At 31.3% G+C, this 12682-nt stretch carries 14 protein-coding genes and 1 other RNA gene; 13 read left to right on the forward strand and 2 right to left on the reverse strand.

From position 1 onward, the window contains the following. Window positions 1–29 precede the first annotated feature (29 nt). From ACKTTV_RS20900 to ACKTTV_RS20935, 8 genes are all read left to right on the forward strand, one after another. Window positions 30–983, forward strand: coding sequence for a transglutaminase domain-containing protein (locus ACKTTV_RS20900; RefSeq protein WP_408032828.1), 954 nt, complete (start codon window positions 30–32; stop codon window positions 981–983). 28 nt (window positions 984–1011) lie between these two features. Continuing rightward, window positions 1012–1992, forward strand: a complete 981-nt coding sequence (locus ACKTTV_RS20905; protein ID WP_408032829.1) for a transglutaminase domain-containing protein — start codon at window positions 1012–1014, stop codon at window positions 1990–1992. Window positions 1993–2086: 94 nt separating this feature from the next. Next, window positions 2087–2695, forward strand: a complete 609-nt coding sequence (locus ACKTTV_RS20910; protein ID WP_408032830.1) for a hypothetical protein — start codon at window positions 2087–2089, stop codon at window positions 2693–2695. Between the two features lie 11 nt (window positions 2696–2706). Next, complete coding sequence (locus tag ACKTTV_RS20915) at window positions 2707–3003, forward strand: winged helix-turn-helix domain-containing protein (protein WP_408032831.1); 297 nt, start codon at window positions 2707–2709, stop codon at window positions 3001–3003. A gap of 230 nt (window positions 3004–3233) precedes the next feature. Next, window positions 3234–3560 carry a Coq4 family protein gene (locus tag ACKTTV_RS20920; RefSeq protein WP_408032832.1) on the forward strand — a complete coding sequence of 109 codons (327 nt, stop codon included), beginning with the start codon at window positions 3234–3236 and terminating at the stop codon, window positions 3558–3560. After that, window positions 3515–4900, forward strand: a complete 1386-nt coding sequence (gene creD / locus ACKTTV_RS20925) for a cell envelope integrity protein CreD (protein WP_408032833.1) — start codon at window positions 3515–3517, stop codon at window positions 4898–4900. The genes ACKTTV_RS20920 and creD overlap by 46 nt, the downstream gene beginning before the upstream one ends. 9 nt (window positions 4901–4909) lie before the next feature. Then, a complete protein-coding gene (locus tag ACKTTV_RS20930) occupies window positions 4910–5293 on the forward strand; it encodes a ribosomal maturation YjgA family protein (RefSeq protein ID WP_408032834.1) in 384 nt (127 codons plus the stop codon). 236 nt (window positions 5294–5529) lie between these two features. Beyond that, window positions 5530–5889 (forward strand): dihydroorotase, encoded by a 360-nt coding sequence (locus tag ACKTTV_RS20935; RefSeq protein WP_408032835.1) that lies wholly within the window; start codon window positions 5530–5532, stop codon window positions 5887–5889. A gap of 61 nt (window positions 5890–5950) precedes the next feature. Here ACKTTV_RS20935 and ACKTTV_RS20940 read toward each other — a convergent pair whose 3' ends face one another. After that, the gene (locus tag ACKTTV_RS20940; RefSeq protein WP_408032836.1) at window positions 5951–6166 is read right to left on the reverse strand and encodes a DUF3820 family protein; all 216 of its coding nucleotides are present in this window, start codon (window positions 6164–6166) and stop codon (window positions 5951–5953) included. Between the two features lie 22 nt (window positions 6167–6188). Continuing rightward, complete coding sequence (locus ACKTTV_RS20945) at window positions 6189–7394, reverse strand: NAD(P)-dependent oxidoreductase (protein WP_408032837.1); 1206 nt, start codon at window positions 7392–7394, stop codon at window positions 6189–6191. A gap of 362 nt (window positions 7395–7756) precedes the next feature. Here ACKTTV_RS20945 and ssrA point away from each other — a divergent pair. From ssrA to ACKTTV_RS20970, 5 genes are all read left to right on the forward strand, one after another. Next, window positions 7757–8152, forward strand: a transfer-messenger RNA (tmRNA) gene (gene ssrA, locus ACKTTV_RS20950). 697 nt (window positions 8153–8849) lie between these two features. Continuing rightward, window positions 8850–9608, forward strand: a complete 759-nt coding sequence (locus tag ACKTTV_RS20955; protein WP_408032838.1) for a DUF481 domain-containing protein — start codon at window positions 8850–8852, stop codon at window positions 9606–9608. Between the two features lie 322 nt (window positions 9609–9930). Continuing rightward, entirely contained in the window at window positions 9931–10464 is a 534-nt protein-coding gene (locus ACKTTV_RS20960) for a hypothetical protein (RefSeq protein ID WP_408032839.1), read from the forward strand. An 85-nt stretch (window positions 10465–10549) separates the two neighbouring features. Next, window positions 10550–11041 (forward strand): GNAT family N-acetyltransferase, encoded by a 492-nt coding sequence (locus tag ACKTTV_RS20965; RefSeq protein WP_408032840.1) that lies wholly within the window; start codon window positions 10550–10552, stop codon window positions 11039–11041. Window positions 11042–11626: 585 nt separating this feature from the next. Then, window positions 11627–12655, forward strand: coding sequence for a serine hydrolase domain-containing protein (locus tag ACKTTV_RS20970; protein WP_408032841.1), 1029 nt, complete (start codon window positions 11627–11629; stop codon window positions 12653–12655). Window positions 12656–12682 lie beyond the last annotated feature (27 nt).

Below are 12682 nucleotides of genomic sequence, written 5' to 3' on the forward strand. Positions count from 1 at the left end.
TGTCATTAAAAAGAGTAACCCCATCTGAAATGATAAAACAATTTTTAATTGGTATTTTACTAATATCTTTCGCTGTAAAAGGGCAAGAGAAAATGAACTGCGAGGCTGTTGTCGCAAAGTATCCGAGTAGCCTCTCAGCAAAACGTTTGGCAGCAAAAATTTTAAAGGATTTTTCTTCTGACGAAGCAAGGTCTAAGGCTGCTTTTTGTTGGATTGCAAATAATATTAAGTACAATTTATTTGCTTATCGAGATCCGAAAAGGAAAGTTATTGGTTTTAGATATAGAGATGAGGAAGATAAAATAAGAAAGCTTCTAGCAATTAAAGATAGTATTGTTGACCATACTTTAAAAACAAAAAAGGCGGTGTGCGAGGGGTATGCGCAAACTTTATCTAAGATTTATACACATTTAGGTTTAGAAAATTTGGTTATCAAAGGTTTTGTACGGAATTCAATTCATGATATTGGTAATGAACAACAAGTACCAAACCATGCATGGAACGTTGTAAAAGTTGATGATGAGTGGAGAGTAGTTGACGCTACATGGGCGGCAGGCTCGGTTATTAACGGAAGATGGCAACAAAGTTATGATGACTATTATTACGATGTTCCTAGAGAACATTATTTAAAAACACATTTTCCAGAAAATAGAAGATGGAAGTTTGGAAGTAGACTTTCGAAAGAAGAGTTTTATAGTCAACCTATTTATACTACAGAATTTTTAAGAACCAATCTAGAACTTATAGAGCCACTTCAAGGAATAATAGCAAAGAGAAAAAGCAAAGAACTTACACTTAAAATTAAAAACCTTGATTCTGTTCAAAGAGTGTTATATGGTATAAGCACTAATAGATATGCCCAAAAACCTGAGATAACATACAAGGATAGTGTTGGTTATGTGAAAATTAAATCTTTTAGAAAAAGTAATCGACTTTTCTTGGTAATTGATGGAAAAGTTCATGTAGAGTTTAAGTTAATATAATTTTGTTATTTTAGAGAAAACTTAATTCATGAAAGGGATTATTCTAGGAGTTTTCTTAATACTATCAATAGCGACATATTCTCAAAAAAACACTAAAGATTCTTCCCTCAGAAGAGTCGACAAAATAATACGTTCGTATAAAAATGTCTCTTCTATAAATGAGCTGTATCAAAGAATTGATTACGATTTTGATTCTGAGTTAGAAAAAACAAGAGCAATATTTACCTGGATAGCCATAAACTTAACTTATAATGATTCGAACGTGATTCCTTCTCCGGAATTTATGGCATACTATAATGATGATTCCCTAAAAAGACTACAGGGATATAAAAATGAACGTGTTCTTGAAAAAGCATTTGAGAATAGAAGGGCGGTGTGTGCAGGATACTCTTTGTTATTCAAAAAAATGTGTGATTTAATGAAAATAGAAAATGTACTAATTAAAGGGTATACGAAAACTTCAGCAAATAAAATCGGAATTATTCCTAGAAAAAAGAATCATGTTTGGAATGCTGTAAAAGTTAATAATAAATGGTTATTAATGGATGTTACCTTTGGTTCAGGTTATAATTACAGAGGTGTTTGGCAAAATGAATTGAATACAGAATACTTTGACTGTTCAAAGGAGAAAATGAAAGTTACTCATTTTCCTTCTGAAATTTTTTGGAGAGAGTATTTAGGACATAATAAATTAGAAGAGTTTTGTTACCAGCCTTTTTTTATGGATGCTTTTGTAAAATCTAATTTAACCATCATAAGCCCAAAAAATGGTGAAATCAAGCTTAAAAAAGAGGATGAAAGAATAAGCTTGAAGCTTCGAGGAATTAAGAAAGGAAGTACGGTGTTATGTATGTATTCAAATGATGGAATTGTTAGAAAACCGAGAATATCAAAAGAAGAGGAGGGGTTCAATTATTCATTTAAAAAACCTTTTCAAAGTACTTTTTTAAATATTTATATCGATAATACATTAGCGGTTCAATACAAGGTACTCGTAGAAAACGAATAAGGGATCTCATGTAATTTTTGAAAGACAATTGAAGAAAAAAAATCTTGCGGGATATAAATAAAATTACTTACTTTGTTTTTCAAAGTGCTTTACAATGAATAAGGAAAAATATTTACAAGACATTTCTGAGATTAAGGATTTAATGAATAAATCTTCAAGATTCATTTCCTTGAGTGGGATATCGGGGATTTTAGCGGGAATATATGCGCTACTCGGAGCTTGGTATGCTCATTGGATTGTGAATTTCGAAGGAAATGGATATTTAACATTACATGGAAATTTATTTAAAAAGTGTTTGTTGGTTCTGATTGCGGTAGGGGTATTAAGTATAGGAACTGCAATTTTATTAACAACTCAAAAGGCAAAAAAGAATAATGAGAAAATATGGGACCCTACAACAAGAAGGTTGTTATTTAGTTTCTTAGTTCCGTTAGTTGCTGGTGGAATTTATATTATAATCATGCTAAGCCAGGGACGTTATGGTCAATCAGGATCTTTGATGTTATTGTTTTATGGAATATCCTTATTTTCGGCGTCAAAATACACATTGGGCTATGTGAAATACCTTGGACTAACTGAGATTTTACTTGGATTAATAAGTGCTACAATGCCTGGGTATGGATTTTGGTTTTGGGTAATTGGTTTTGGAATAATGCATATTGTATACGGTGCCTTAATGTATATTAAATACGATAAAAAATAGCAGAACATTTCTTGAAAAATTTACTAGGAAATATAAACAAAGCATTTGATCACAGAATTAGATTAGGTATAATGTCAATTCTAATGGTGAACGAATTTGCCGACTTTAATACGTTGAAAGAACTTCTTGGAGCTACCGATGGTAACTTAGCAAGTCATGCAAAGGCACTAGAAAAGGTGGAGTTTATTCGTATTGAAAAACAATTTGTAGGCAGAAAACCAAATACAAGGTATTTCGCTACTGAAAAAGGAAAGTTAGAATTTCAAAAGCATATTGAGGCTTTAGAAAAACTAATCCATATTAAATAATTTTTTTTATAAATAAACTTTGAAATTCAAAGTACTTTTAATTATGAGAAATGATTTGATTTTGTGGTTGTTTGAAAAAACACAACACCACTATCTAAAATTTAAGAAAAAGAAAGCATGGAATACGACAAAGGGAGAATTGCTAAAGTTACCTGAAGAAACACTTGGGTACAAATTGGGTGAATTTTTAAGAGAAAACAATTTTAATCTTATTTCAAAATCTGAAATACATGATATATCACGTACTACTGGGCTATGGAACCAAAGTAGAAGATGAAATTGCTCTACAATTTGCCTGTTTAGGAAATGGGAAACGGAGTTTGTATTTAGCATTGAGTTTGATAGCAGGTATTTTTTTACTTCCAGAATATGCAAAATATTATAGAGCTTCATATTTAATGGGTAAGAGATGTGCTCGATTTCACAATCTTAGCTATGAAGACTTACTTCAAGTTCCCATTTCCGAAATAAAAGAAAAAATTTTAATAACCAATATAATAAATACATATCAATGGAAAAGTTGCAAGCACAAGGAGGAAAGTTTGGTAAGTGGATAAAAACATCCATTACCGCAAGAATGTTTATGATCGGAATTTTAATCATTATCTTACTAATTCCCTTATCATTTATTAAAAAGTTGATTTATGAGCGTAAGGGACGTCAGAAAGAAGTTGTTGAAGAAATAAGTAATAAATGGGGGAATGAAGTGTTGTTTTATGGTCCCATGTTAAAGGTTCCTTATAAAACATATCAAGTCAAAAAAATATTCAGTGATGCATCAAAACAATACCGTGAAGAAAGAACTGAAGAGATTAAATACGCTTATTTCTTCCCAGAAAAATTACAAGTAAAATCTACAATTAATCCAGAGGAAAAGAAAAGGGGAATTTACAAAACGGCTGTTTATAAAAGTGGAATTCATGTTTCAGGTAGTTTTGAACGCCCTGATTTTAGCGAAATAGAAGTAGATGAAGATGATGTTTTATGGGGAAAATCAAAATTAATTATAGAGGTTTCAAATTTAAAAGGAGTTAACAATTTGGTATCACTTCAGCTTCATAAAAACAATTACACGTTTAACGCGAAGCGCGATAGTCAAGAGAACTCTGGAAGTTATTATCAAGCTGTAAAATTGCATAAGCTAGAAAGTAAATTTCTTAAAAAAGAGGATTTACCTCTAAGTAACAATTCCGAGTTCAATTTAGATTTGCAAATTAATGGAAGCAAACAAATTCGATTTATTCCTGTAGGAAAAGAAACCAATGTTGAAATTTCATCCAATTGGAAAACGGCAAACTTTTTAGGGGAATATTTGCCATATAATTCAGATAAAATTACGGACAACGGTTTTCATGCAAAATGGAAAGTTCTGGCCATTAATCGACCTTTTTCTCAACAGTTTTTTTCAGGAATTCCCGATTTAAGAAACTATGCTTTTGGTGTTAATTTTATGATTCCTGTAGATGAGTATCAAAAAAGTGAACGATCGGCGAAGTATGGTTTTTTAGTAATAGGATTAACATTTTTGGTGTTTTTCCTAATACAGACAATGAGTAAGATACTAATCCACCCATTTCAGTATTTAATGATAGGTATTGCCTTAGTAATGTTTTATACACTACTTATTTCAATATCTGAACACAGTAGTTTCTTTTTAGCGTATATTGTGGCTTCCATAGCGGTTATACTTTTAATAACGCTTTATTCCAAATCGATTTTTGAAAATTATAAATTTCCAATACTCGTAGGAACATCTCTTACAGTACTTTATTTGTTTATTTATATTATTATTCAATTAGAAAGTTATGCTTTATTGGTAGGAAGTGTTGGATTGTTTATGATATTAGCTACGGTAATGTTCGCCTCAAGAAAAATAGATTGGGAGAACAATAATTAATGAAAGACTATGTTTACATTCAACAAATATTACTTTTTAAGTTTTATCATACTACTTTTAATTGAAATAGGAATTGCACAATTAAGTGGATTTATTAGACACACATTTGGCGATTTTCTAGTAGTGATTTTATTGTATTGCATGGTAAAGTCTTTTGTAAAAGCGTCATCAGTATCGATAGCCTTAGGTGTTTTAATTTTTGCTTTTACAGTAGAGTTTCTTCAATTGACTTCTATTTTAGAATGGGTAGGACTTGAAGATAACAGAATGGCAAAAATTATTTTTGGAGCTACCTTCAGTGTTTATGACCTGTTGGCGTACACTTTAGGTGTACTATTTATAGTTATGGTCGAAAAAAGAGCTTTTATTCATGAAAAAATAGCTGTTCGTTAATTTAATATTTTGATGTTGAGTGGTTTATGTTTTAGTCTGCAAAATGGAGATAGAATATCGACCAAGTTGTGGTTGGTGAGAATTACGAGAATCGTGTTTTACATAGGGTGAAATTTAGAATCTATTAAAAAGGGATCTGATTTTTAGTGTCGAATTATAATTATCTATTATTCAATAGGTTGTTTACGTTTTTTATTTTTTTTAATTTTGCAATACTTAAACTTAAAATAACTATTATGAAGAATTATATAGTATTAGGTCTTTTTATAATCTTGTTTTCAGGATTTGGATATGCCCAGAGCTCAGATACTTCAGTAAAAGTGGGAGATGTATTTCTTGTTGGTGAAGTAGCAAATGATAACTATAAGCATATTAAGTTTCCAAAAGACAATTTTATTGTAAAAAGAGGAGGAACTGTGAATTACAGCAATGTAAGAGGACAAAAAGTTGAAGTAACTTCAATTAAAGAAAATAGTAAAGGAGATTTAATCGCAACGATCAGTTTAAGTTCAAAAAAATACTTTTTCAGAAGTCATAAGTACGTTAAAGTAAACATAACTGACGCTCTTAATAATAAGGAGTTGTTAAAAATATAGATACAGTTTCTACAAAACTAAAGTTTTACTTAGTTATACGTAATAAAAAATCAGAGGCTTTTTAGCCTCTGATTTTTCTTAATATATCTTCAAGTCCATTTAATTTTAGCTCATAAACTAAGGTCATCATTTGTCCCAATTTGCCATTAGGGAATCCCTTGTTTTTGTACCAAACCAGATAGTACTCTGGAATTTCAATTAAGTAGGTGCCTTTATATTTTCCAAAAGGCATTTTCATATTTGCCGTGTCTATTAAAAACTGTTTGTTTGTATCCATGTACTATTAACGCGAAACATTATTATTCTTTACCGTCAACATAATCTTGAAGGTAAGCATAGCGCTCAGTAAGCTTTCCATTTGAGGTCATTTGAGCACGGGCTAAAATACCATCTTTATCGTTATTATAAAAAGCAGGAATTACATGTTCTAAAAACATATCACCGAAACCTTCACTGGCATCTTTCGGTAATTCACAAGGTAAATTGTCAACAGCCATTACAGTAATAGCTTTATCACTTTTATAATCAACTTCAGTTTCAGTGATAGGATCGTAGCCATAAATAGGATCAGCAATGGTTGATGGTCTGATCGTCGAAGCAACTGGACCATCAACATCACATGAAATATCTGCTACATATTTTATGTTGAACTCTTCTTTCTTGGCATCTTCACGTGTAAATAAATAAGGAGCACCATCACCATAAAAATGTCCAGCAATAAAGAAATCTGTTTCTTTTGCGTAGGGCATGAAATTACTTTCATAACCCGATGGATCTTTATAGAAAGCAAATTTGTTACCAACCTTTCCATCGATACGTCGGTTGTACTCCATTACATCAATTAGGCAATATACTGGCTCCGTAAATTTAGAAGTTAAATACAAAGCATCGCTCACTTGTTTAATGCCTAAATGATCTAAGATTTCTTTAGCCCCATAAGCTACTTTACCAGAACCAGAAAGTGCTATTTTTATATTTGGAAGAGTAATTTTATCGAGCTCTTTTTTCATGGCGTCTAAATCGGCCAAGCTTTCCGCTTTGGGCAGTTCAAATAAACCTTCTTTTAAACCAATCGCTCTAAATCCATTGTATGCGCCTACCAAACCGGCATAACGACCAAAACCTATAAGTCGTGCACCATTTTCTTTAATGATAGTTTCATGGTCAAGTAAATCAATGTTTTTTTCAAGAATAGCTTGTAACAATTTACGATTATAAGGTTGTTTTTTTATGGTATGTGAAAAGAAGAAATACTTTTTATTTGGAATCAAATGATCAACAGGAACTTCTTTCACTCCTAAAAGAACATCACAATCAGAAAGATCGTTCGTTACTTCCAATCCAGCATTGCTGTATTCCGTATCAGAAAACACACGAATATTTGAACTTTCTACCGCGATAGTAGCTTCAGGAAATTTTTGTTGAAATTCTTGCAATTTCTGAGGCGAAAAAACAACTCTTCTATCAGGTGGATTCTTACGTTCTCTTATAATTCCAAATTTCATATCTATTGTATTAAAATTAAACAAATAACGACTTAATGTTATGGTTTATAACAAATATGGCGAAAATACTTTTTTTTAAATGATTTTACAAGCTGCTTAGAATAGATTTTTAAGTTAACGATTATCGATAATTTACAAAAGATGGTATCGGTCAACCTTTACAGGAATGATGTAAATATTGTAACAATCACTTCAATAAAAGGAACTTTTAAAAAAGATCCCTCGAATTGTAGTATTTGTTTATATTTGCATCCGCTAGTTTTTGTACTTCTTAACAAAGAATTGCGAATTAAATTGCTCAGTATAATTAGTAATATCTGGTATATTTTTTGCGAGAATACAAATAGCATCTTTGACATATTGGGGACGACTGGTTTTGACAGCAAGGTCAGTGAAAATGTAAGCATGTCGAGGAGTGAAATGACAACTCGTAAAACTTATTTCAACTTTATAAACGGCGAAGATAACTACGCTTTAGCTGCTTAATCCGAATTATAGTAAGATGCAAGCCTCGGCGCACAAGGTGCGCAAGCTAAATGTCCACGAAAAGCCTTGGTTTACGGCGTTTCATTCATGGGCATCGTAAAAGTAAACATAGAAAGCTTAGCACTTCGATAAGTTTTTGAAATTTAAGAAGATAAGCCAATAGTAGGTTGTTTTGAATCAGCTTTTGGTCGACAATTAATTCAAAAATAAGCATGTAGAAAGCCTTTGAGCTGCTTGTTTGGACCCGAGTTCGATTCTCGGCGTCTCCACAATTAAAAACCTCAATCATTTATGTTTAAATGGTTGAGGTTTTTCGTTTTTAAGATCTCGATTGCTTAGGCTAGTCAGCGTTCTAATGTATAGAGCGCTGCCAAGAACAAACATTAGCAAAAGATTATTAGTAATTGTCAACCGGAACTTGTTTCAGGTTCTTATCAAGTAAATTCGTTTAATGTAATGATGGAATTCCGAATTAAACTCGGAATGACATGTATATTGTAATAAAGCATAAAAAAAGAGTTCATGTTGATGAACTCTTTTTTAGCACAATTTGGGTAAAAAGGGGAAATAAATATTTTTTTTGTTTGTTACTCAAATTTAAGCTATTACTACGGTTGTTTTTATTTTTTTAGATGTTGTAAAGAGGTTTTCTCTTTGAAGTTCATTTATCTATAGATAAGTGGAAATCTTTCAAAAATAGAAAGTTCAAAAAAGAACTAATATCCATATTAATAAGGAATAATGAGTAGGGTGTATGGTTTTTGTATAGGTTTTTATTCTTTTAAAAACCAACAAACCTCTCTAATTTTGTAATACCATTAAAAGTTTGTTTATAAAGCAAATGTCAATTCGAATGACAACTTAAAATCATTCGAATTGACATTTTGTTATTTCCGCAAGAAATTTCAAACACCGAGTGGTATAAGTTTAATAGTAAGTAAATACTAGAACGTAGAAGAAAAAAATATCATGAAAAGAAGTCTATTCTTTATACTATTTTCTCCCTTAATGCTTTTCGCTCAAATGAATGAAAGTGATTCGTTAAGGTTTAAAGGGAAGTTATCATTAACTGGATTCTGGCAAGATGGGAATGTAGAAACTCTTATTTTTCGAGCCAAATCCGATATTAGCGTAAAGCCTTGGAAAAAATGGGTTTTTAAATCGCAAAACTCTTTTGTTTACCAGGAGTTCGGAAAAGAAAAAGCCGATGAAGATTTTTTAAGTTTGAATTTTCTGTACTTGAATCCTGAAAAGAAGTTGTATCCCTTACTGTTAGGAATTGCAAGTACCAACTTTAGAAGAGAAATTGATGTTCGTTATTTAGTTGGAGCAGGAGTCACCTATCAAATTTTACAGGGTAAAGACAATTGGCTAAAGCTTTCTTTAACGAGCGAGTACGAACACACTAACTTTGCAAAAACAGGATTTAATTATGCTGAATACGACACAAACGAAAATATCAATACTATTCGAGGAACGGCATGGATAAACGGAAAGTATTCTGTATTCAAAAAAAGACTCATTCTTACACATGAGAGTTACTTTCAGCCTTCTTTAGAAAAGAGTAATAATTTCAGATGGCGTATGGATTTAGGTCTTGAACTTCCCGTATGGAAATTCTTAAACTTTAAAGTAAATTATTTGCATACCCATGAAAGCATAGTTATTAAAGATCAAAAGCAACAAGATCGTTTCTTAACTTTCGGGTTGACATTAAAAACGTATTGATGCGAAATTATTTTCTCGTAACTTAAAAAGGGAAAGAGCCCTGGAGTAGGGCTCTGCTAATATTAAGGGGAAAACAAATGTTTTAAGGGGAACAAATATTTTTTGATTTTTTCTTTTGATTACACTGTAAAACTACAACGAATTACTCCTGACTTTTTGTTTTTTAGTTGGGTTGTGTTCAATTTCTTGTGAACATCGTTCATCTATAGATTAGTGGTTTGACTGTCGGTTAATGGCTCTTTGTTTGTTGATGTTGAGTGTGCTGTCTATAATTGTAAAGATATTTTTATAACTTTAGCTAGAGGGAAATAATATGGGAGATATGAAAAATAAAGTAAACCAATTATTAGGGCTATTGTTGATTTGTTTTCTGTTTGTCAATTGCTCAGGAAGCGAAAATGAAGATTGTACTAAGACAATTACGATTCCTCAGTTTTATATCGTAAACGGACAAACCTATAGCTATGATACCACGCAAGAAGTTCCTTGTGATTTACCAGATATAGAAGAACCACAGCAAATAGATTCTCCACCAGAATTAGAAAATTTCATGTATGAAATAATTCAATTTGAATTTATACCAGATACAGGAAATAATACTTCGAGATTACAGTTTGAAATAAAACTCATTAATAACAATAATGTAAGTGCTAATGGTTTTCCTTATTTGACCATTAAATCTGATGGTCTTGAGTTTAGTACTAGTTATTCTTCAGAAGCTACAGAACCCTGTTTAAGATTACCGGCAAATTCTTTTTGCATTATGACTTTCGATAAAGAATATCCAATAGATCCGAACTTGGGCACTCCAAGTTCAATGGAACTTTTAGAGGTTGTATATTATTTAACGAACTAAAAAAAGCTAATCATATTTAACATTTAGTTTGGAATGAAATTTTGAGGAATTTCTAATTTCATGTCATCTAAAACTATAAATACTTATGATTGTTAAAAGTAATCACATAAAAGACTTTGAAACTATTTTTGAGATTATCAACGACGCTTCTGTAGCCTATAAAGGAATTATACCCGAAGATCGATGGAAAGAGCCTTATATGTCTAAAGAAGAACTGAATATTCAAATAGAAGAAGGTGTCGAGTTCTGGAGCTATATTGAAAATAATGAGATTCTTGGAGTTATGGGAATTCAATTTAAAGGAGATGTTACTTTAATAAGGCATGCTTATGTACGTACTTCTGCTCGGAAAAAAGGTATTGGAGGAAAATTATTGAACTATTTAATTGAAATGACGGATTTACCCGTATTAATTGGTACTTGGGCAGATGCTTCATGGGCGATTTCTTTTTATAAGAAGCATAGTTTTAGAATGGTTTCTGAAAAAGAAAAAAATGTTTTACTAAAAAAGTATTGGTCTGTTCCAGATCGACAAATTGAAACATCAGTAGTTTTGGTGAGTAGTGGTTGGGTGTAATTCTTTGTTTGTCAAGGGTTAGGTTGTGTTTTGTGTTCTCTGTCTGTCTGTCAATAATAGTGAAAATCCTACATAACTTCGGGATATTGGGTAGTAGACAACTAGGGGTGTTGTCTATTTTGTAAACCAAAAAAACAAATTACTATTGTATCAAATTATTGCAGCTGGAAATAGTGAGTCTATTAATACTTTGAATAGTAAAAGTAATTGTTAAATAATTAATTTTCAGTCTGTTGATAAAGTTGTTATATTTGTGCATATTGTTACCTTAAAGAACCCTATGCTTGTAGGGTTCTTTAGTGGTAATACCTTTTTAACACTCGAATACACCTAAGCTTTTTAGCAGTTTGTAATCTATCATAAAAAAACCAGTTGAACCAAGTTTAACTGGTTTTTAAATTCCGATAGTATTGCCAATTCAGTTTCTTTATGTTTGTTAAGAAAAGTTAAAATAGTTAATACTGTTTTAATGATTTTTTCTTATCGCTACATTTATTCATAACAAAACTAAATTCATTAAATACTTATTTCAGAATGTCAAAAATTAAACTACTACTTTTCTTATGTTTTTTTACTCAACCCCTTATGTATAGTCAGAGTAGAAGTGTAAAGAATCAAGATGTAGAAAACATTATTAGTAATTATAAAGATACCTTGTTCTCAGGATCAATTTTCTTAAAGAAAAAGAATGAAGTTGTTCATTTTTCTAGTTATGGATATGCCAAAAGAGAGGAGAAAATTACATTTACCAATAGAACGTTGTTTTCTATCGGTTCCATAGGAAAAATGATTACTTCAGTAGTCATGATGAAGTTATATGAAGAAGGGAAAATTGCGTTAGATGCTCCAATTTCAACGTATTTAGAAGATCTTCCAAAGGACAAACAAGAAATAACCATTCATCAGTTGTTAACCCATACTTCTGGTCTTCCTAATTTCTTTACAGATGGAGATGATTTTAAAAGAATGAGTAAAGAAAATGCTTACAAAAAAATAAAGAGTTTAAAATTAGAATCTGTTCCTGGAACAAAGTATTCATATTCGAATACAGGTTATAATGTATTGGCCATGATTGTTGAAAGTGTTGAGAATACTGATTATTTGACGTATACAACAAGCTTATTTAAAAGTCTAGGGATGTATCAATCGGGGTTTTCGGGTGTAAAGTCTTGGAAGGAAAATGAAGTAGCCAGAGGTTATGGTTTCGATAAAAAAGGAGATAATACACCGAATAGTTGGCCAATTCCTTCATGGGTAGTTATAGGAACTGGAGAAGTAATTACAAGTACAGCTGATATGAGCGTATGGATAGATAATCTTCTAAACTATAAAATTGTAAGTAAGGAATCACTGGACAAAATTTTTCATCCTCATGTTGAAATTAAAAAGTCTAAGAAAATTTCTTATGGATATGGATGGAAAGTGAGAGAAAAAGAAGGAAATAAGGCTATTTATCATAACGGAGGTGGCGATTTTGGGCAACTAGCCACGGTACGATATTATCCAGAAGAGGAAACTGTTTTGGTTATGATTAGTAATAACTTTAATTCTATGCCACCTCAAGCATTACTATTGGTAAGAGACATAGAGCAAAACTTCATTTACAAAAAATAAAGAACCTAAAATCTAAGTTAATTCAAA

The organism is Tenacibaculum xiamenense, from assembly GCF_964513065.1.
In the GTDB taxonomy this organism is placed as follows: Bacteria; Bacteroidota; Bacteroidia; order Flavobacteriales; family Flavobacteriaceae; genus Polaribacter; species Polaribacter xiamenense.